General features: G+C 66.7%; 17 protein-coding genes and 2 pseudogenes. 7 read left to right on the top strand and 12 right to left on the bottom strand.

The window, feature by feature from the left end; translation table 11 throughout:
• The first annotated feature begins 5 nt into the window (after positions 1 to 5).
• Complete coding sequence (locus AB0878_RS47205; protein WP_366589673.1) at positions 6 to 596, top strand: hypothetical protein; 591 nt, start codon at positions 6 to 8, stop codon at positions 594 to 596.
• A 200-nt stretch (positions 597 to 796) separates the two neighbouring features.
• Positions 797 to 1,199 (top strand): annotated as a pseudogene (locus AB0878_RS47200) (hypothetical protein); the annotation flags it as partial.
• A gap of 190 nt (positions 1,200 to 1,389) precedes the next feature.
• Here AB0878_RS47200 and AB0878_RS47195 read toward each other — a convergent pair.
• Positions 1,390 to 1,908: a helix-turn-helix domain-containing protein gene (locus tag AB0878_RS47195; protein ID WP_366589670.1), complete on the bottom strand. Its 519-nt coding sequence runs from the start codon at positions 1,906 to 1,908 to the stop codon at positions 1,390 to 1,392.
• Between the two features lie 216 nt (positions 1,909 to 2,124).
• On the opposite strand from AB0878_RS47195, the gene AB0878_RS47190 reads away from it, so the two are divergent.
• Positions 2,125 to 2,892 carry a DUF899 family protein gene (locus tag AB0878_RS47190; protein WP_366589668.1) on the top strand — a complete coding sequence of 256 codons (768 nt, stop codon included), beginning with the start codon at positions 2,125 to 2,127 and terminating at the stop codon, positions 2,890 to 2,892.
• A gap of 218 nt (positions 2,893 to 3,110) precedes the next feature.
• Here AB0878_RS47190 and AB0878_RS47185 read toward each other — a convergent pair whose 3' ends face one another.
• From AB0878_RS47185 to AB0878_RS47175, 3 genes are all read right to left on the bottom strand, one after another.
• Positions 3,111 to 3,947 (bottom strand): alpha/beta hydrolase, encoded by an 837-nt coding sequence (locus AB0878_RS47185; RefSeq protein ID WP_366589726.1) that lies wholly within the window; start codon positions 3,945 to 3,947, stop codon positions 3,111 to 3,113.
• A gap of 675 nt (positions 3,948 to 4,622) precedes the next feature.
• The gene (locus AB0878_RS47180; RefSeq protein ID WP_366589665.1) at positions 4,623 to 6,062 is read right to left on the bottom strand and encodes an aldehyde dehydrogenase family protein; all 1,440 of its coding nucleotides are present in this window, start codon (positions 6,060 to 6,062) and stop codon (positions 4,623 to 4,625) included.
• Between the two features lie 53 nt (positions 6,063 to 6,115).
• Positions 6,116 to 7,339, bottom strand: coding sequence for a CoA transferase (locus AB0878_RS47175; protein ID WP_366589663.1), 1,224 nt, complete (start codon positions 7,337 to 7,339; stop codon positions 6,116 to 6,118).
• Between the two features lie 88 nt (positions 7,340 to 7,427).
• Between AB0878_RS47175 and AB0878_RS47170 the strand changes: the two genes are divergently transcribed.
• Positions 7,428 to 8,339 (top strand): LysR family transcriptional regulator, encoded by a 912-nt coding sequence (locus tag AB0878_RS47170; protein ID WP_366589661.1) that lies wholly within the window; start codon positions 7,428 to 7,430, stop codon positions 8,337 to 8,339.
• A gap of 104 nt (positions 8,340 to 8,443) precedes the next feature.
• Here AB0878_RS47170 and AB0878_RS47165 read toward each other — a convergent pair whose 3' ends face one another.
• The 6 genes from AB0878_RS47165 to AB0878_RS47140 all read right to left on the bottom strand — a co-directional run bounded on the left by AB0878_RS47165 (position 8,444) and on the right by AB0878_RS47140 (position 14,740).
• Positions 8,444 to 9,346 carry an NAD(P)-dependent oxidoreductase gene (locus AB0878_RS47165; protein ID WP_366589659.1) on the bottom strand — a complete coding sequence of 301 codons (903 nt, stop codon included), beginning with the start codon at positions 9,344 to 9,346 and terminating at the stop codon, positions 8,444 to 8,446.
• Positions 9,347 to 9,519: 173 nt separating this feature from the next.
• Positions 9,520 to 9,954: a VOC family protein gene (locus tag AB0878_RS47160; protein WP_366589657.1), complete on the bottom strand. Its 435-nt coding sequence runs from the start codon at positions 9,952 to 9,954 to the stop codon at positions 9,520 to 9,522.
• Between the two features lie 428 nt (positions 9,955 to 10,382).
• Positions 10,383 to 12,338 carry an acetoacetate--CoA ligase gene (locus AB0878_RS47155; RefSeq protein ID WP_366589654.1) on the bottom strand — a complete coding sequence of 652 codons (1,956 nt, stop codon included), beginning with the start codon at positions 12,336 to 12,338 and terminating at the stop codon, positions 10,383 to 10,385.
• An 85-nt stretch (positions 12,339 to 12,423) separates the two neighbouring features.
• The gene (locus AB0878_RS47150) at positions 12,424 to 13,302 is read right to left on the bottom strand and encodes an NmrA family NAD(P)-binding protein (protein WP_366589652.1); all 879 of its coding nucleotides are present in this window, start codon (positions 13,300 to 13,302) and stop codon (positions 12,424 to 12,426) included.
• A 33-nt stretch (positions 13,303 to 13,335) separates the two neighbouring features.
• Positions 13,336 to 13,767 (bottom strand): tautomerase family protein, encoded by a 432-nt coding sequence (locus AB0878_RS47145; protein WP_366589650.1) that lies wholly within the window; start codon positions 13,765 to 13,767, stop codon positions 13,336 to 13,338.
• Positions 13,768 to 13,801: 34 nt separating this feature from the next.
• Entirely contained in the window at positions 13,802 to 14,740 is a 939-nt protein-coding gene (locus AB0878_RS47140) for a zinc-binding dehydrogenase (protein ID WP_366589648.1), read from the bottom strand.
• Positions 14,741 to 15,507: 767 nt separating this feature from the next.
• On the opposite strand from AB0878_RS47140, the gene AB0878_RS47135 reads away from it, so the two are divergent.
• Positions 15,508 to 16,872, top strand: a complete 1,365-nt coding sequence (locus AB0878_RS47135; protein ID WP_366589645.1) for an MFS transporter — start codon at positions 15,508 to 15,510, stop codon at positions 16,870 to 16,872.
• 47 nt (positions 16,873 to 16,919) lie between these two features.
• Here AB0878_RS47135 and AB0878_RS47130 read toward each other — a convergent pair whose 3' ends face one another.
• Positions 16,920 to 17,768, bottom strand: a complete 849-nt coding sequence (locus tag AB0878_RS47130; RefSeq protein WP_366589643.1) for an AraC family transcriptional regulator — start codon at positions 17,766 to 17,768, stop codon at positions 16,920 to 16,922.
• A 412-nt stretch (positions 17,769 to 18,180) separates the two neighbouring features.
• Between AB0878_RS47130 and AB0878_RS47125 the strand changes: the two genes are divergently transcribed.
• Entirely contained in the window at positions 18,181 to 19,533 is a 1,353-nt protein-coding gene (locus AB0878_RS47125; RefSeq protein ID WP_366589724.1) for an MFS transporter, read from the top strand.
• A gap of 35 nt (positions 19,534 to 19,568) precedes the next feature.
• Here the strand turns inward: AB0878_RS47125 and AB0878_RS47120 are convergent, their stop codons facing one another.
• Positions 19,569 to 20,330, bottom strand: a complete 762-nt coding sequence (locus AB0878_RS47120; RefSeq protein WP_366589640.1) for an IS630 family transposase — start codon at positions 20,328 to 20,330, stop codon at positions 19,569 to 19,571.
• Positions 20,331 to 20,446: 116 nt separating this feature from the next.
• On the opposite strand from AB0878_RS47120, the pseudogene AB0878_RS47115 reads away from it, so the two are divergent.
• Positions 20,447 to 20,581, top strand: a pseudogene (locus AB0878_RS47115) (IS5/IS1182 family transposase); the annotation flags it as partial.

The following is a 20,581-nucleotide window of genomic DNA, read 5'->3' as shown; positions in this document are numbered from 1 at the left end:
TGGCGGTGTGGTCGGGCGAGGCGAGCGTCACGGTCGAGCCGGCGGACCGGGCCGCCGCCAGTGCGGCGTTCCTGTCGGAGTGCCGCGCGGCCGACGGCAGTGTGACAGGCACGTTCTTCGAAGCCGGCGGGCTCCTCGTCGATCTCCAGAACGTGGGCGACGTTGTCGCCGAACTGGGCGCTCACAGCGGCTTCACCGAGTTCGGCGCGCTCTTCGGTGACCCGGACGGTTCCGGGTACGGCAGGCTCACCGAATCGCTCGACGGGTCGATCAGAGCGTCGGGCAGCCACGTCGTCCTGATCGGACACGTGGTGCTCGCACCGGCCTGGCGCGGGTGCGGCGTTGGCAGGCTCCTCACGAGCCGGCTGCTGCAGTGGCTGTGCGCCGAGCCTTGCCTGATCGCCGTGGCGCCGTTCGTAAGCACCGGCGGTCCGGCGTCCCACCGTGCCCGCAGAACATGGGCCACCCTCGGCTTCCGCCCCTATGACAGCCGCATCTGGATCCTCGACCCGGCGACCTCCGACCACGACGAAGCCGTCTTCGCCCTCGAGAGCCGCCTGCTGGGCCGGGTCGCCTGCGGCCGCGATCCGTTGTGAACGGCCAAGGCACCCCCCCGTGAGCCCGCCGGCGGATCACATGCGGTTCGGAAGTTCAAGGCTTTCGCCGATGGTGGTGCGATCAGCATGTTCACCGCATCTCGATGTCGAAGATCGTGGAGCGAAGCGATGAATCGACGTCACCCGCGGCAAGGCCCGATCATAAGGGGGTCACCCCGCCGCCGGTGCGGCATGAGGTGATTTACCGCCGGTGGCGGATCGGCGAAGATCGCGTTCTGTGGGGGCGCGACGAGCTCGGTTTGGAGGTGGTCGGTCAACGGCTCGAGCCCGGACGCGCGGTACTTGCCTGCCGTGTCGAGCAGGGCGAGTTCGACCGCTGGTGCCACCGTTGCGGCGCTGAGAGATCGCCACGCGACGCGGTGATCCGCGAGCTCGCGCACGAGCCGTCCGGGTACCGGCAGATCACGCTGCTGCTCACGCTCACCCGTTTCCGCTGCGCCGAGTGCCGACACGTCTGGGGCCAGGGCACCAGCCACGCGGCTGAGCCGCGGGCTCGTCTGTCGCGACGCGCTGCGCTGGGCCCTGGAGGCAATCATGTGCCAGCGCTTGCCGGTCGCTCGCGTCGCCGAAGCCCTCGCGGTCTGCGCCGGCGGCTTCAGACGACGACTACACCCCGTTCCGGATGAGCCGGTTTACGCGCCTTCGGCTCACGGCGATCTGGTGCAGGGCGGCGTTATCGGTTGCCGCCCGCGATTGAGTCGGAAGCGTGTCCGGTTGCCGGTCCAGGCCGGGATGAGGGCTGTTTCGGCGTTCTTGGCGAATGCGGCCGGAATCATCGACCGCGGAGGGGTTCCAGTATGCGGTGTGCCTCTGAAAGCGCTTCGCTGACGAAGTCGTCGGCGTGATCGTCGTAGCCGGGGCCCGGAAGGACGATGAGGTCGGATGGGGCGATCGTGCGACGGCACGTCGCGCACGACCCGTCGCGTGCGACGAGACCGGAATCCTGCACGTGCCGGAACACCCGACGCGGGCCCCGCTCCGAGCAGTGTTCGTCACCCCAGGCGAGCAAGTCGCGGACGACCGGCCACAGGCTCACGCCCTTATCGGTCAGCATGTACTCGCGGTAACCGTGGCTGCCGCGAGCCTCCGTCAGCACACCTGCCTCGAGCAGGCCCGCGAGGCGCTCGGTCAACACGGCTCGCGACACGTCGAGGTGGGCCTGGAAATCTCCGAAGCGGCGCACGCCGAAGAAGGCGTCGCGCACGATCAGCAGCGTCCAGCGTTCGCCGACAATCTCGAGGCTGCGAGCCAGGGAGCACTGTTGACCCGCGTAGTACTTGGGGAGAGCCATAAGTTCATGCTACCAGGTAGGGTTCGTTGACCGAACCATCCTCGCTGTGCTCTAATGACCGTAGGAAGTCTGGTCAACGAACTATCTCGTCGCGCGCCTGCCGCGAGTTCCGGCGGCGCCGCTGTCCCGGGCCGCGCGAGGGATAACAACAACTGCTCCGGCTCGGTCTCCCTTTTGCGGTGAACCCGGCGCGGAGCCACGGAAAGGACGGTAGTCATGGCCCTGGTGGGCGGTCCGCGTGACATGAAGAAGTGGTCGGAGATCCTTCGCGACCCCGACGTCCGGTTCCCCGGCGAGCCGAGCGAGTACCGCCAGGCGCGGCAACGGCTGTTGGAGTCCGAGGCGCAGCTCAAGCTGTTGACCGAGCAGGTCTCGGCGCAGCGCCGTTCGCTGCCGGTGGGTGGCCCCGTCGCCGAGGACTACGTTTTCGAGTCCGGAGTGGACGGCACCCCGGTGCGGTTCTCGGAGCTGTTCGAGCCCGACCGGAACACGCTGGTCATCTACAACATGATGTTCCCGCGCTGGGCGGACGACCCGCGGGCGGGAGCGTCCGGGGGCAAGACCGCCGAGCTGCCGCTGGTCGAGCAGCCGTGCCCCTCGTGCACGTCGGTCGTGGACGGGCTCGAAGGCGCGGCCTTCCACCTCGCCGAACGCATCAACCTCGTGGTCGTGGCGAAGGCCGATGCCGATCGGCTCGGTACCTACGCCCGGGAACGCCGCTGGCGCAATATCCGCGCGGTGTCGTCGAAGAACAATACCTTCAACCGCGACTACCACGCGGAAACCCCGGACGGCGTGCAGATTCCGCTGCTGCACGTGTTCACTAAGGACGACGACGGCATCAACCACCGCTGGACGAGCGAACAGGTCTTCGCCCGCGGCGACTCCAGCGCCATGGACGCGATCTGGCCGATCTTCGGCGCCCTCGACCTGACTCCGGAAGGCCGTGGGGATCTGGCCGCCTACCCCTCCCTGCAGTACTAGGCGTACCGCATGCTGGAGCCAGCAGCGCTCGCTGACTCCCAGCCGGACTTTGACGATGCCGGCAGTGTCACGGCGCCGCCGCTGCGGCCACCACGGTCTCGCGGCGCCACCGAACCGGTCCCGTCGAGCAAGACCCACGCGCCAGGCGTGGGTCTTGCTCCATCCGCTGTCGGGGATGTCGGATGAGCCCGCGGCGTCCGACATTGGTGCGCAAGCCCTCAGGTGCTCAGAAACTCTCGAAGGTGGCGAAGCACTTGCTCGGGCTGTTCCTCGGGCAAGAAGTGGCCGCAGTCTTCGAGGCCGTGCCCGGTCACGTCGTCCGCATATTCGCGCCACATGTCCAGCACCGGCATTCCTCCGAGGATGCTGGCCATTCCCCAGAGTGCGAGCACCGGCTGCGTGACTCGTCTGCCCGCGGCGTAGTCCGCGTCGTCGAGTTCCTCGTCGGCCGGGAATGCGGCGCGGCAGTCGTCGAACCCGGCCCGCAACGCACCGGGTGCCTGGAAGGCGCGGACATACTCGGCGACGTCCTCGGCGGGCAGACTCTGACGTTGGAAGGTCCAGTGTTCGAAGATGTAACCGAGGTACGCCGGAATGTTCTGACCGACCAGCAACTCCGGCAGATCGGGCTGGAGATGGAAAAACCAGTGCCAGTAGCTCCTCGCGAGTTTGGTGTCCATCCGGCGCCACATCTCGCGCGTCGGTGCGATGTCCAGCACGGCCAGCCGATCGATCTGGTCCGGGCGATCCAGCGCCCAGCGGTGCAGAATGCGACCACCGCGGTCGTGCCCGGCCACCGCAAAGCGTTCGAAACCCAGCTCTTCGGCAAGGCCAGCGAGGTCGGCAGCCATGGTGCGCTTGTCGTAGCCGTCGCGGGGCTTGTCGGTGCGGCCATAGCCGCGCAGATCGGGGATGACCACGGTATGCGTCTCCGCGAGCGATCCCGCGATGCGATGCCAACAGTGCGACGTCTGCGGCCAGCCGTGCAGCAGGAACAATGGCGGGCCTTCACCGCCGCGCAGGTAGTGCATCCGCAGATCGCCGACCCGTGTCATTTTCGAAGATATTTCTGATCCTTTCACGAGGTCGATTCTAGATTGCTCCCTAGTCGCGGGCAATGGTTGGACTGCGTGACATGGATTGGGTTTTCTTCGGCGGGCCGTTGTGTCTCGACCTGGTCAACACAACGCGTTTTCCCCACCGCCTTGACGGGACGGAATTCTGAACATCCCGAGATGCCCACCGAGTGGTCCCACCTCGCCGGTTTCGGCCGGTGGCTGGTGACCGAATCCGAATTGGACGTAGCGAATGCCTTATGGCTAGCGGTGAACCGGCCCCTTACTGGCCCACCGTGGCTGCGGGCACGGTCGGAACGCGGGCCCATTACGGACGCCCACCCGTTCAGGCCTCACGGCACCAGCAACAGGGTCCGCGATCCCGGTCGTACGAGCAGTTATCCCATCGTGCGACATGATTGCAGTTCGCTGCGGGCCTTGACGAATTGGTCCAGGGGATGGTCGCCACCGATCCGCGGTTTGAGTCCTCGGGCCGCGATCCAGCCGAATACTCCGGCCGTCTTGGGCGCGCATTTCTGGTGTAGTGGCCGTGTGGTCGGTGACGGGTGGGCCGGGCACCTCGATCCGGGTGCCGGCTCGCGAGTGTCGACGACGGTCAGCATGCCCGGCCCGCGGGACTGGTCCCCGCAACCGGTCGCATCGTCGGCTCCCTTGTCAGCCGCGTAGGCGCACGTTGATCTGTTTGGTCTGGGTGAATCCCGCCAGCATGCCTTCCAGGGACACCTCACGACCGAGTCCGCTGTCCTTGTAGCCACCGTATGACTGGCCGACCACCTGGCCTCCGCCCTGATTGACCTGTACCCATCCGGCTTCCAGCCGATGTGCCGTGGTCAATGCCTGATCCAGGTCACCGGTCCACACGTAGGCGGCAAGGCCGTAGTTGCTGTCGTTGGCCATGCGAATGACCTCGTCACGGTCCCGCCAGCGGATGGCCACCAGTACAGGGCCGAAGATTTCCTCCCGGGCCAACCGGAAGTCATTGCGGGCACCGGTGAACACCGTCGGAATGTGATATAGGCCGTTGGCGAGTGGCCCGTCGGAAGGCGCAGTTCCGCCGATGGCGGCGGTCATGCCTGCCTGCGCTCTACCGTCGTCGAGGTAAGCCCTGACCGCGTCGAACTGCTTCTCGTTGATCACGGCGCCCATGTCACTCGCTTCGTCGAGCGGGTCGCCGACGGTCAATGTCCTGAGTCTGGCCACGAGTTTCTCGACGACCTCGTCGTGAATCTCCTCGTGGAGAAACAGCCGTGTTCCTGCTGTGCAACTTTGACCTTGGCGGAAGAACCGAGTGGACAGCAGCAGTCCGTCGATCAGTTGGTCGTCGACAGCGTCCGGGAACACGATGGACGGGCTCTTCCCGCCGAGTTCCAGGGACGCGTGAATGAGGCGTTCCCCTGCGCTGCGGGCGACAACTCGGCCGACTTCGGTCGAGCCGGTGAACGAGATCTTGTCGATGCCGGGGTGCTCGACCAAAGCCGCTCCGGCGACTCTGCCGTCTCCGGATAGCACGTTGAGCACTCCTGCCGGCAGATGTTCTGCGCAGATCTGGGCCAGCTGGAGAACGGACAGCGGCGCGTCCTCGGCCGCCTTGAGGACGACGGTGTTCCCTGCGGCCAGCGCCGCAGGAATCTTGAAACCCACGATTGCCAGCGGCGAGTTCCACGGCACAATCGCTCCCACGACCCCCAGCGGTTCCAGGCGGGTGTACTGCAATTGCCCGTCTCCGGCGGGCAGGGTGGTGCCCTTTACTTCGCCGGCGACACCGGCGAAGTACCGGAACAGATCGACCAGCGTGGCGACCTCGGGACGAGCTTCGGTCCGCAGCGCGTTACCGGTGTCGGCGGCGGTCGTGCGGGCCAATTCCTCAGCCCGTGCCTCGATGGCGTCGGCGATCTTGCCGAGGGCACGTTGCCGCGTCTTGAAGTGCTGGGCCCGCCACGGGCCGAGCGCGGCACGCGCCGCAGTCACGGCCCGGTCGATGTCCTCGCGGTCGGCCTCGGGTACGCGAGCCAGCACAGTCCCGCGGTGTGCGGGGGACGTGACTTCGCGCCACCGTCCTGACCGGGCTTCGACCCACTCACCGTCGATCAGCATCAGGCGATCGGGTGCTGGGCCCGCAGCGGATTCCTGTGTCGCGTGTGTGGTTGTCATCCGACTTCCTCCCGAGAACTCGTTTGTCCTGCCAGCCATTCGCGGATCCGCACAGCATCTGCGCCCAGCAATGGCGGTGGCTCGTGGTTGGCGCGTCCTGCCGGTGTGCCGTCGAAGGATTCGAGCCGGAGTGCGGGGCCCGGCAACTCGATTTTTCCTGCGGTGACGTGGTCGACGGTGATCACCAAGCCCTGGCTGCGCGTCTGGTCCCACTCGTACACCTCGTCGAGGGTGCGGATGGCGCCTGCCGGAATTCCTGCTTCAGCGAGATCGGCCAGCCACTGTGTCCGGGTTTTCCGTCGAAAGACACGTTCGATGACGGAGGTCAACTCTGCGCGGTTCTGGGCCCGGCCGGCGTTGTCGGCGAAGCGCGGATCATCCGGATCGAGCCCCACGAGCCCTGCGAAGCGCCGCCACTGTGGCTGGCTGCCGACGGCGATCTGCAGCTGGCCGTCAGCACAGCGGAACGCGCCGTACGGTGCGATCTGCGGATGCTGGTTGCCACTAGAGCGTGGCACCTCGTGCGCGACCGTCCAGCGAGTCCCCTGAAACGCGTGCGCACCCACCAGCCCGGCGAGCAGTGAGGTCCGCACCACCATGCCGCGACCGGTACGCGCCCTGGCCACCAGCGCCGCGAGCACCCCGACCGCGCCGTTGAGGCCGGCCAGGATGTCACCGATCGGAACTCCGATTCGGGTGGGCTGGTCGGACGACGGGCCGGTCAGACTCATCAACCCGGACTCGCCCTGGGCGATCTGGTCGTACCCGGCGCGGCCGCCCTCCGGTCCGTCGTGGCCGAAACCACTGATCGAGAGTACGACCAGACCGGGGTTGAGGGTTTCCAATGTGGACGCAGTCAGTCCCAGGCGGTCGAGCACGCCCGGCCGGTAGTTCTCGACAAGCACATCGGCACGGCGAATGAGCGCACAGAGCGTCTGGAAGTCCTCCTGCCGCTTCAGATCGAGCTGCAGCGACTCCTTATTCCGGTTCGCCGCGAGGAAATACGTCGCCACGCGGGCTTCGCCCGATCCAACGAACGGCGGCCCCCACGTCCGGGTGTCGTCCCCGGTGCCCGGCGGTTCCACTTTGATCACCCGAGCGCCCAGATCTGCCATCATCATGGTGGCGTGCGGCCCTGCCAGAGCACGGGACAGGTCGACCACGAGTGCGCCTGACAGCGGCCCGATTTCCTTGTCGGCACGTGGGCTCCATTCTTCCATGGCTCCAATGTCCGGGTGCTACGCTCTGCGGACAAGCACCAAAGACACAGACCATCTGTGCAGAATTGCACCGCAGAAGGAGTGGTCGATGTCCGGCACAGTCGATGTCCGCAGCCTTCGCGCGGACGACCTTCGTTATCTTCTGGCGGTCGCGAACACCGGACGCCTGGTCGCCGCGGCCGATGCGCTCGCCGTCGACCACACCACGGTGTCGCGTCGTGTGCGTGCACTGGAGAAGACGCTCGGTGTCCGGCTGGTCGAGCGTGGCGCCGATGGTTGGGAACTCACCGAGACCGGCCGCGCAGTGGCAGAACATGCCCGCCCGATCCAGGAAGCGGTGGAGCGGGCTGCCAAAGCAGCCGCCGGAGTCCACGACGACTCACTGACGGGCACATTCCGGATCACCGCACCGGACGGTTTTGGGACCGCGTTCGTCGTTCCCGCGCTGGCAAGGCTGCGGGACCAGCACCCGAACCTCAGCGTCGAGCTCATCACCGCCACCCGTCAGCTCGGTCTGCACCAGTCCGGGTTCGATCTCGCTATCGCGGTTGGCAAACCGGTCGCCAGCCGGCTGTATACCGAACGACTCACCGACTACACGCTCGATCTCTACGCCAGCGACGAGTACCTTGCCCGGTACGGCGAACCGACCACAATGGACGAGCTGAAGACCCACTCGCTGATCTTCTACATCGACTCGCTGCTCCAGGTCGGTGATCTCGACGCCGCGAAGCTCGCGCCCGGCATGACAGCGCGATTCACTTCGACGAACATCCTCGCCCAGCTGGAAGCCACCTGCGCTGGTGCGGGAATCGGCCTGCTCCCGAAATTCCTCGCCATCCGCGGGGGAAATCTGCGGGCCGTTCGAGCTGGGCAGAAGCCCATGCTGCTCTCTTTCACTCTCGCCGCACGGCGGGACAGCGTGACCCGTCGCCCGGTGCAGATCGTTCGCGACGCTCTCCACGACGAGGTTCGAAGCCGTCGGGCCGAACTGATTTGATAGCTCATATCGTGCAGGAGCCGGAGCGTCCGGCCGCTGCACGATATGAGCTGTGGGAATTCACCTCGTTCGGGATGCCTCGGTGGCACCCGATACGAAAGCTGTTAGGACCGCGTTTCCCCGGCGGCATCCAATTCGAGCACCAACGCGGTGCAGTCACGCTGCCCGGCGCCGGACGCGGATGCCTCGGCGAAAAGCTTCATCGCAGCCGCGGCCGTGTCCAACCGGACGTCGAAGTCCTCAGCGGTCGTGGTGGCCAGGTAGAGGTCCTTGTGCAACAGGTCGACCATGAAACCGGGCTCGTAGCCATGCGAGCTCGGCGAGGACTCGACGACGCCCGGGAGCGGGAACCACTTGCGGAACGCCCAGTTGTCCCCGGAGGAATGAAGGACGATGTCGTAGAAGACCCGAGGGTCAAGACCAAGGCGCTTGGCCAACACTGACGCCTCACAGGCGCTCGCCATGCAGACACCCAGCATTGCGTTGTTGACCACCTTCATCGCCTGGCCGTCCCCGCTGGGGCCGACGTGCACGATGTACGACCCGACAGACTTCAGCAGAGGCTCCGCGATACCGACGTCACGCGCATCTCCACCGAGCATCAGTGTGAGGCTCGCCTGCTCGGCGCCTTCGACACCGCCGGACACCGGTGCGTCGACGAACCCGACACCCTGCTCCCTGGCCTGGTCTGCCAGTGACCGGGCCGTTTCGAATCCGATGGTGGAGCAGTCCACGACGACCGAACCTGCCGGCATGTTCATGAACGCACCGTCCGGTCCGGTCAGCACCTGCTCGACGACCGAGCCGTTCTGCAGCATTGTGAAAACCGCGTCGGCGTCCCGCACCGCCTCTGCGACCGAACCCACCACATCGACGCCGTTCGCGCGCGCGGCCGCGCGCGCGGACTCGACGATGTCCACACCGCGAACCGTATGGCCCGCGTCGACCATGTTCTTCGACATCGGCACACCCATGTGCCCCAGTCCGATCCACGCAATAGTGCTCATCGCTCACTCCTTCGGAAGCCGAGTGCGGCGCACCGGATCTCTTCTCCGCCGCGAATACCCTCATCGTGCGATCCGGTGGGGGAGCAGACAACAAGCATCACTGCAGACGCCTTGTGCACCGACGCAAAAGCGCAGTACGACAGCCAGAACGGTAGACGAAGCTGTCGACACGGTCACACGATTGTCGGGCGTTGCACGAATTCGATGACGGTTCGACCGGGAGCGTCGGTCAGGAACGCACACGGGAGACCGTATCCCCCGACGAACACGTTCTTCGCGCTTTGCCCGACGTCGCGCAAAGCTGCTTCGATGTCGTCAACCGCGAAACAGATGTGATGCAGCCCTTCACCGTGCTGCTCAAGGAATGTGCGCGCCGCACCCGATTCGCCGGGCTCGACGACCTGCACGGCCGCGGCCACGCCTCTGGCCACGATCCCGTCCGGATACAACCACACCAGCCGAATGTCGGCGGCCACCACAAATTCGTCACGCACCACGCGCAGGCCCAGCGTGCGCTGGTACCACGCTGCCGTACGATCGGCGTCCGCTGTGACGACGGCGACGTGGTCGATCAGGCGTGCCGGCGAGGACACATTCGGCTCGGACATCAAAATACCTCCAGTTGTTCCGGAACAGCGACGAGTCGGAACCCGTCGCCGAATTGGCGTTGCCAGCTTGTGTTGTCAACTGGCATAGTCGGCCGTCCGTCACGTGTGGCCGATCCCCGGGCCGCACTTCGAGACCACGAGCGTTGGCCCACAGCGCACCGAATCACCAGTGGTTTGGGCCGGGCACCGGTGTCGACGAGGACGACAGACGCGTCAAGCCGCCGCGTCCAGCCACAGCCAGGGCGACCTTGATCGTTTTCCCGTCCGGGAAAGTGCGCCTCCCCATCGGGTCAACGCCGACCCGATGACTGCGCTCGAACGTGAGCGCGAGTGGTTGGCAATCGTGTCGTTGACTTGGGCGAGCGGACCTGCGTCTTCGCGGGCGGGCCAGCAGCCCGGCCGGCCCAGATTCCACACCGGGATGAGGGTCAGGCGTCTTCGGGCGCTGATGCCGTCGCACGTCGGCGCGCGAGCTCGGCGACCGCCGTGATCCCCGCGTAGCCGGCGACCGTGCCGGACGTGACGAGTTCGGACGCGGACCGGCCGAGCAGAATCTGCTTTACTGGAGTCTCGAGCTTCTTGCCGGTCAGCGTGCGCGGCACCGCGGGCAGCTGAACGATCTCCGAGGGAACGTGACGCGGCGAGAGTTGCGACCGCACGGTCTTGCCGATCCGTACCCGGAGGTCGTCATCGAGACGCGTGCCGGAACGCAAAGCGACGAAGAGCAGCAACTCGCCCGGGCCGCCGCCGGCGTCCTCGAGGTGCACGACGATGCTGTCGGCGATTTCCGGCATCTCCTCAACCACACTGTAGAACTCGGCGGTCCCCATGCGTACCCCACCGCGGTTCAAGGTGGCGTCCGAACGCCCGCTGATGATGCAGCTGCGGCGGTCGGTGAACGTCACGCTGTCGCCGTGGCGCCAGACCCCGGGATAGGTGTCGAAATAGGCTGCCCGGTAGCGGGCGTCCCCCGGGTCGTTCCAGAAGCGCAAGGGCATGGACGGCATCGCTGCGCGGACGACCAGCTCGCCCACGCAGCCGACGACTTCACGGCCATAGTCGTCGAACGCGGCGGTGTCTGCGCCGAGGCACGGCGCCGCGATCTCGCCGGCAACGGTCGGCAACCACGGGTTTCCGGCCACGAACGCCGAACAGACGTCGGTGCCACCGCTGATGGAGTTGATCAGCACGCCGGCGCCGAGCTGGTCGTTCGCCCAATAGAACGCCTCCGGCGTGAGAGGCGCGCCGGTCACGCCGAGGGTTCGCAGCGCCGACAGGTCGAGATCGGACAGCCCGCCCCCGCTTCGCCGGCACGCCGTCAGGTAGGCCGGGCTGGTGCCCAGCAGAGTTGCCCGGGTTTCCGCGGCGAGCCGCCACTGTGCGTCCGGCGAAGGGTATTGCGGATCTCCATCGACGAGAACGACGGCGGCCCGGCGCAGCAGGCCCGAGATCAGGATGTTCCACATCGTCCAGGCGGTCGTGGTGAACCAGAGCACGCGGTCGCCTGGGCGGGTGTCGAGGTTGAGGCCGTGCAGTTTCAGGTGCTCGAGCAGGATCCCGCCATGGCCATGCACGATCGCCTTGGGCAAACCGGTCGTGCCTGACGAGAAGAGGACGTGCAGCGGGTGGTCGAAGGAGAGGGATTCGAACTCGAGCGGCTCGTTCACGGCGAGCAGGTCGTCCCAGGTCGATGTGCCCGTCGGTACGTGTTCGCCGTAGGGGACGCCGACCACGTGGCGCAGCGTCGGGAGACCGGCACGAATGGTGGCGAGGTCCGCGCTTTTGTCGACGCTCTTGTCCCCGTAGCGGTAGCCGCCGATGGCGATCAGGACCTGCGGCTCGAGCTGCGCGAAGCGGTCGACGACGCTCCGGGCGCCGAACTCGGGGGCGCACGAAGCCCACACCGCGCCGAGTGAGGCGGTGGCCAGGAAGGCCACCAAGGTCTCGGGGATGGTAGGCAGGTAAGCGACAACCCGGTCGCCGCGGCCCACGCCGAGGCGTCGCAGGCCGGCGCGGGCCCTCGCGACGAGTTCGGCCAGCCGTCCGTAGGTCAGTTCCGAAGGCGCGCGGGTCTGGGAGCGCGCGATCACCGCCAGTTTGTCCCGGTCCTCGGGCAGGCCCAGTGCGTGCTCGGCATAATTCAAGCGGGCATCGGGAAACCACTCGGCACCCGGCATGGTGCGCTTCCCGAGCGCCGGTCCGGTCGTGCCTCGCACACCGAAGTGGTCTGCGACGGACTTCCAGAAGTCGGCCGGCTTTTCGACGGACCATCGCCACAGCGCTTCGTGGTCGGGAAACTCGAAACCGTGCTCCGCGGCGAGCCAGTGCGTGTAGGCAGCGATACCGCTGCCCTCCGGCGGGCGTCCGGTGACGGGCAGACGCATCTCGTCCTCCAGGGGTTAGGGAAACGACGGGCCCGGTGCGGTACCTGCGGCTGTTCGCCACTGGTACCGCACCGGGCCGGCCGCCTCAGGCGGTGAAAAAGCCTCGGTTCTGCTCCACGAAGCTTTCGACGGTCGTGCCGGACGTCTTGCCGATCCGTTCGACGACATCGTTGGTGCCCGCGAACAGGCCGTGGCGATAGTCGACCGCGACGGCGCAGAGGTGCTGCACGAGGTGTTCGGAGCGCCCCGCCCTAGTGAGGTTGGCGGCGAAGGTGTCCAGCTCGATCGGCTCGTACTTGATCGGACGGCCGAGCACCCGCGAGAAGACGTCCGCGACCTCGTAGTGGTTCATCTCGACCGGGCCGTGCAGGGTGTAGACCTGCCCAGCGTGCGGCCGGGGGTCTTCCAGCACCGCGCTGATGACGTGGGCCTGGTCCTCGGCCGCGATCGGGGCGTGCCTGCCGTCGCCGAGCGGCAGGCGCAGGATGTTCTCCTGGGCCACGGACTTCCCGTGCTTCACGAGCCATTCGGCGAAGAAGGTCGGCCGAATGTGGGTGACCGGCACGGGGGCCCAGTTCAGGACCTGTTCCGCGATCCAGTGCTGCTGGGCGGCTTTGCTCTCCGAGTCGCGCCGGGCCGAGATCTGCGACATGTTCACGATCGCGCGGATCTCGTTCTCGGCCGCTGCCTGGGCGAAGACGGCGGTGGCGTCGAGCAGGCCCGGGGCGATCGGGTACACGAAGTAGGCCGAGCCGACTCCCCGTAGCGCGTTGCTGACGGAGCCGAGGTCGAGCAGGTCCCCCACTACGACCTCGGCGCCGATATCAGTAAGCCGCTGTGAGCGCGCGTCTTCCCGGTGCACCAGCGCGCGCACGGCGTGCCCTCGCTCGAGGAGCAGTTCGACCACACGGGTCCCGGTGAAGCCGGAGGCCGAGGCGACCAGAAAAGGTAGTTCTGCTGACAATGTCGTGTCCGTTCTGTGGGGGCCGGAGCCGGCCTACTTGGTGGCGTACACGCCGACGCGGGTCAGGTCGTGTTCCTCGACCCAGTCCGCCTCGGCTCCGTCATCGGGCAGGAACTCTCCCCACTCCATCACGTCCTTCGGACGGACCTCGTGCAGCGCCACGACGATGTCGGCATTGTCCTGCCCGGAGATGCGCTGCCACATCTCCGTGAGCCGGCGGACCAGCTCGCTGCGCGTCTCTTGCGTGCGGCCGGTACGAATGAAGCCGACAGTCTTGGAGACGGTCGACGGTGCGCCTCCGGTGAACGCTCCGCCCTCGAGTACCTCCTCGAAGATCACGTGCACGAACTTGCGCGGCGTGCCATTGGTCAGTTCACAGTGGATGTCGGTGAACTCCTTCGACATCTGCAGCTTCTGCTCGTACGACAGCAGCCCCTCGGGCAGCGAGCAGCGGTAGATGGGCATTTGTTCCTCCTCGGATGGGATGGGTGGGAAGTACTCAGAGCTCGGCGACCGCGAGCTGCACCTTGCCGATGAAGCCGTTCTCGACCGCAGAGTGCGCGGCGGAGGCCTCGTCGAGGCCAAAGGTGCGTACGGGGAGGCCGTAACGCGGTCCGATCCCGATGGCCTGGGTTTCGAGCGCGCGGACGATGGCACGCACGGCGGCGGCGCGTTCACTTGCCCGGAGCGTGTACAGGATTACGAACCCGATCTGCAGGTTCAGCCACATGGCGTCCTGAACGGTGATGGCGAGGTCGGTCCCACCGTCGTTGGCGTAGATGGCCAGGGTTCCGCTGGACGCCACGACGCCGAAGTCGATGCGCGCGTTCACCGCGGGGGAGACCTCGACGACGATGTCGACTCCCTCCGGCGCGATCCGCCGCACCCTGGCCACGACGTTCTCGCGGCGGTAGTCGATGACGTGGTCTGCCCCGGCGGCAGTCGCGAGTTCCGCCTTCTCGGGTGAGCTGACCGTGGTCACCACGGTGGCGCCTGCCCACTTGGCGAGCTGGATCGAGGCGTTGCCCACCGCACCCGCGCCGCCGGCCACGAGGACCACGGTGCCGGTGAGGGCGCCCGGCCCGAGTTCCTCCGGACCGCCGGCGCGGAGCGTGAGTAGCCTGTGCGCGGTCAGGAACGGGACGCCGAGCGCGGCGCCGAGTTCGTGCGATGCGTGATCCGGCAGAGCCGCGACCAGGTCCGTGGCCAGGGTGACGAACTGCTGGGCAGTGCCATCGAGCCGGCGGTACGCGGCCAAGTGGGTCCATACGCGCTGTCCGGGCGTGAACTCCTTGACTCCGGCGCCGACCGCGCGGATCACGCCGGAGCCGTCGTGGTGAGGAACCTGGATCAGGCCATCGGGAATGGGCAGGCGCAAGTTGCTGCGCGCCTTCACATCGGTGGGGTTGACCCCGGAGCGCGCGATCTCGATCTGCACCTCTCCCGGTCCCGGCGGCTTGCCGGCGAGCTCAGCGTCTCGCAGCACGTCGGCGTCACCTGCGGTGGTGTAGCCGACCGCCCTGCACGGCCCACTCTCAGCTCGAAAGAGCGCGGGAGCAGTGGACTCGGAGTATGCCATTTCACCTACTTCCCGGCACCGGTGCGGGCACCGATGCCGTCGGGTGGCCAGGAACTGCCGAATGCCTTGAAATCATCGGCCACGGCTGAAATGTGAGTATGCCGCAACGTATTCCGGAAGTCTTCCGAAATACGGTCGAAAAGTTTCTCTGACTGCCATGTTTGAAAGCAACTTCGTTGAGTCGAACTTCAACAATAATACACGCGGAGAAAGTCGGAAGAAAGCGTTGAGGGATGTGGCTGACATCGGTACAGTCTGCCGTCACCTGGCAGTGGTGCCGGTCCGGGGCCTCTTCTGGCTCGATAACCGGCGTCGCGACGTGGACCCGTCCGGAACATTTATCGCGCCTGAGTGCCCTGGAGATCGATGTGAAGCGAATAGCGATCTATCTCCCGGAATTGGTTGCCCGGATGTGTTCGCGCGCTACGAGCGACGCGCGCTCAAGAATGCTCGCCACACGCCCGGGATTTGTCCGTGCGGCGTCCGGAACCACGGTTCTGGGGCTACCCGCCACGGTGACCGCCGGACCCGGAGGGACCGGTGAGCCGGGGCGGCGGGCATGACCGAGCCCGTCGCTTGCGCCCTTCCATCAGCCCGAAACGGCTGCCGAGCCCAGGAGGCCTCACATGACATCGACAACCCCAGGGGCGAGCACGGACGGCGTCCCGCCGCCATCGAGGGCGGAGCTGCGAAAAGTCCGTGCCGCGACGATCCTGGCGCAGTCGACCGAGTGGTATGACTTCTTCCTCTACACCACTGCGGCCGCGCTTGTCTTCCCGCGGGTTTTCTTCTCGACGTCGTTCAGCCCGCTCGCCGCGACCCTGTCCTCGTTCGCCACGATCGCGGTGGGATTCGTGGCCCGGCCGATCGGTGGTGCGATCTTCGGTCACTTCGGTGACCTCCGCGGTCGCAAGCCCGCGCTCGCCGTGACGCTCGTCCTGATGGCATTGGCGACCTTCGCGATCGGCGTCCTGCCGGGCTACGCGGCGATCGGCCTTATGGCGCCGCTGGTTCTGACGGCGTTGCGGGTCGTGCAAGGACTCGCGCTGGGCGGTCTCTGGGGCGGCGCCGTGCTGCTCGCGACCGAGTACGCGCCCAAGGGGCAACGTGGCCGGTTCGGTGCCTGGGCCCAGATCGGCCTGCCGATCGGGCTCATCTTGTCGAGTGGTGCGTTCTTCGCCGCCGCCGGCCTGACGGACAAGGCGTCGTTCCTGGCCTACGGCTGGCGGGTTCCCTTCTTGGCCGGCGGCGTCGTGGTGATCGGCGCGCTGATCCTGCAGTTGCGCCTCGAGGACACTCCGGCGTTCCGTGCGGTGGCCAAGCAACCCAAGCGCTCTCCTGTCCTGCGCGTCCTTCGCGAGCACCCGCGCCGGATCCTGATCGCGGTCGGGGTCTACCTCGTCGTCGGGGGATCGTTCTACGTCTGCACGACCGGTGCACTGGCGTACGGGACTGGCACCCTCGGTCTTTCCCGCAACACGATGCTGGCCGTGATCTCGCTGGGGGCCCTGTCCATGTGCGTGTCCATTCCCGGCTTCTCCATCCTCAGTGACCGGATCGGGCGGAGCCGGGTTTACGTGCTCGGGGTCGTTCTCACCCTACTTTGGGCTTGGCCGATGTTTGCGCTCTTCGACACTCGGCAGCCGCTGCTTGCCGGGATCGCCGTGGTGGTCGGCATGTTCATCAGCGGGATCATGTACGGGCCGACCGCGGCCCTGTTCTCCGAACTTTTCCCGGTGGACATGCGTTACAGCGGCGCATCGCTCGGCTATCAGCTGTCCAACGTGGTCGGTGGTGGATTCGCCCCGCTGATCATGACTTCCCTGCTCGCCGCGACCGGCTCCTCGTACTCCGTGTCGGTGTATGTCGTCGTGATGGGCTTGATCACGCTGGGCTGTCTCGGGCTCCTCAGGAGCATGCGGCGCGCCGAGTCCGGCGTCGTAGATCCGGATGAGGTAGCGCCGGACGAGGCGGAGGTGACCACGGCTTGAGTACCGCACCCGCGGGCGGCGCCAGGACGGGCGCCGCCCGGGTGCGCTCATTCGCCGTGCAGCGAATAACGACGGGGTGTGGTGCCGGTGACTCGCCGGAAGACAACCGAGAAATGCTGTGCCTGGCTGAAACCGCAGTCGAGGGCGATCTCCGTGATGGGACGCCGCCTTTGGATGAGCAACTCCTTCGCGCGGGCTATCCGGACCTCGGTGACGAACTCCATCGGGGTCTGACCGGTGGAGTCGCGAAAGGCCCGTGCGAAGTGTCGCTCGCTGTAACCGGCGACTTCGGCGAGGAGCCTGACCGTGAGGGTTGCGTTCAGGTTGGCATGGACGAAATCGGAAACCTTCCGCAGTGAGGCTGCCGGGAGGGCGCTCGGACGCCCGGTGCCGGCAAGGGCTGGTCCGAGCCTGGCCAGGGTCTGCAAGGACCAGCCTTCGAGCAGGAGGGTGAACCTGGAATCGCTCCGCCCGGCCTTGCGCACCACCTCGGCAAAGCTCGACTGCACGGTGGGATTGCCGAACGCGAACACACACTGCCCTGGTCCCAATGGCCGATCCAGCCGGGACTCGTCGAGGAAGGCGACGGCATACCGGTAGTACTCATCAGTCTCGATCTCACCCTCGAGACTTGACAGCGCGGGTACGAGTCCGAGGTCGGCCGAAGGGGAGAAGCTGGCGTCGATCCGGCGTCCGTCGACGGACAGGCGTACGCGCCGGACCCCACGGCTGAACCAGAAGAGCGCGGGCGAGGGCTGGCAGAAGGCCCAGTCGACGATGCCGCGGGCGTGTCGTTCGAATACCTCGAGGCGGACGGTGGGGCTTTCCTCGACGATGCGGTTCACCAGCTCGTCGCTGAGCGACCGGCGCACCGCGGCGGACTCCGTCGTGGCCACGGCCATCAACTCCTTTGGCTGTCCAAGCGGCCACGCGGGCGTCGACAGCGCCGGCGCGGTCCTCGAATCAATGTACGCCCCGAATCGACCATTGCATGACAGGATGTGAGAAGTTCCTCCGACGGCTTTTGCCTGCTCCGCTCGCAGGAGAGCCGTTCCGGATTTTCTCCTTGCTGTGCAGACGTTTCTGAGCAACGTGAATAATAGTCGCGAGTGGTGATCCGCTGGCTCCTCGCTGCGGTGTCGCACAAGGTTAGTTCTATGACGCGACGGACTGACTCCGATCTTTGAAGACTGTCGACGGCTGGGCTGAAGCCCGCAGGACGGATTGACCCAAGTGGCGACGGAGAGTGACGACGGAGCACCTAAGAGCTCGATCCAAGGTTCCCGGCGGCGGTGGGGTGTTTTGTTCGTGCTCGCCGCTGTGGCGTTCATGGCCCAGCTGGACCTGTTCATCGTGAACGTGGCGATGCCGGCGATAGGTGCCACGTTCGCCGGGTCAGGGCTCGGCGTGCTGTCCTGGATTCTCAACGGCTATACCGTGGTGTTCGCGGCGCTACTCGTTCCGGCCGGGAGGCTTGCCGACCAGTTCGGCCGGCGCCGGGTGCTGATGGTGGGTGTCGTCACATTCACTGCGGCCTCGGTGGTGTGTGCGTTCGCGCCGTCCGTCGCGGTGCTGGTCGCCGGACGGGCAGTCCAGGGGGCAGGAGCGGCGTTGATCGTGCCGACGTCGCTGGGACTGCTGTGGCCGACCTTCCCTGACCGGGAACACAACCTCGTCGTCGGCATTTGGGCCGGCGTTGCCGCGATAGCGGGCGCATCCGGGCCGACGGTGGGTGGCCTGCTCGTCGCGGTCGACTGGCGGTGGATCTTCCTGATCAACGCGCCCATCGGGGTGGTAACGCTGGTTGGTGCGTACGTAGTTGTCCCCGAAGTGAAAGACGCGGGCGAGGCTCGGCTGCCGGACCTTTTGTCGGCGGTGGCCCTGCTGGCGGCCGTTTTCCTGATCACCCTCGTCACGATCGAGGGCGGTGAGTGGGGTTGGGGCTCGCCGCGCGGCCTGGTCCTGCTGTTGGCCGCGCTGGCCGCCGTCGCCCTCACCGTGTGGCGTAGTCGCAGTCACCCGCACGCGTTGCTGGAAGCACGCCTCTTCACCAGTCCTCCATTCACCGCCGCCACCGCCGCATTGTTTCTGTTCTTTCTGGCGTTCTCGGCTTGGCTGCTCGGCAGTGTGCTCTTCCTACAGGATGTCTGGCACTACGACGCCCTCCACGCCGGGCTGGCGATCGCGCCCGGACCACTGATGGCCGTGGTCGCGGCCTTCGGCAGCTCTCGCCTGGCCGGGCTGTTCGGCAGGCCGCTCACCGCGGCGTTCGGCACGGCCTCGTTCGCGGCAGCCGGCGCGTTCTGGTACGTCGCCGCGGTGCCCGAGCCGGGATACGTGGCCCACTTCCTTCCAGGCCTGCTGTTGTGCGGAATCGGCTCTGGTCTCACCCAGGCGCCGCTGTTCGCGGCCGTCACCACCCTGCCCTCGGATCGGGCCACGACCGGCAGTGCTGTGCTCAACACGTCCCGGCAGATCGGCAGTGCCCTCGGGGTCGCGGTCCAGGTCGCACTCCTCGGCACGTCACACAGTGGTGTCACCGGATTTCGACGTGGCTGGTTGTTTGTGTTCGGGTCGTCGGTGGCTGCGGCGATCGTCGCCTTTTTCGGGAGCCGCCGCGACTCCCGAAGCGCGCGCCGGGGCATTCGCTCTGACATTTGACCGGGCGAAGGCGTCCTGGTCGGACTAGTGCCGTATCAAGCAACGTTGGGTAGGTAATCGGGGCGGCGGATTTTGGAGTTGATGGCGAAGTGGCGTTTGGGGTGGCTGTGGCGGTTGCGCCAGCGGAGGTAGCCGGTGATGGCGGCTTCCTGGGCTGCGTGGCTGGGGTAGTCGCTGCCGTCGAGGGTGAAGTAGCGGACCGCGGTGAACTCGCACTCGATCCAGTTCAGCCAGGACGCGTTGGTGGGTGTGTAGATCAGTTCGATGTCGTTGTCCGCGCACCAGGTCTTGACCTCGGCCTTGCCGTGTGGTCCGTAGTTGTCGCTGACCAGGTAGAGCTTCCCGGTCGGGAAGCGGCGGCGCAGTTGCTTGCAGAAGTCGAGGAACTGCGGCCAGCGTTTGCGGTCGCGGAACCGGTAGAACATCTGCCCGGAGGCCAGGTCGAGCGCAGCGAACATCTGCCGGACGCCCTTGGTGCGAGTGTAGGTCGCGCGCTGCCGGGCCGGGCGGCTGCGGGGAAACCAGCCGCGGCCGGGGCGGGGTTGCAGATTCAGCGGCCCGAACTCATCGACACAGATCACTCGCCCGTCGGCGGGTGGGCGATCGTAGAGGTCGAGGATGCGGTTCTTCTTGGCCACGAAATCGGGATCCTTGCTGGCTTTCCACGTCTTCGTCGCCTGCCATGACACGCCTGCCTTGCGCAGGATCTGCCGGACGGTCTCGGTGCTCGCCCTGATCCATGCGTGTTCGGCGAGGTAGGCGACCAGCTTGGTCAGGCTCCAGGTCGTGAACGGCAATCCCAGCTCGGCGGGCTTGCAGGCGGCGATGCGGCTGATTTGATCACGGGCGGCCGGCCCGAACTTAGAGCGTGTCTTACGTGGTGATCAACGACTGATGCGTCATGATCTTGGTTGTGGTTGATCGTTTGTCGTTGCGGCTGGTGCCGGACGAGCTGTGGGACCTGGTGGAGCCGTTGATCCCGGTGTTCGTGGCGCGTCCCCAGGGCGGAGGAACAGCGCCGTTGGAACCGCGGCAGGTGTTCACGGCG

Origin of the sequence: Amycolatopsis sp. NPDC047767 (assembly GCF_040704195.1) — a bacterium.
In the GTDB taxonomy this organism is placed as follows: domain Bacteria; phylum Actinomycetota; class Actinomycetes; order Mycobacteriales; family Pseudonocardiaceae; genus Amycolatopsis.
This window is presented reverse-complemented; position numbering and strand designations above follow the sequence as displayed.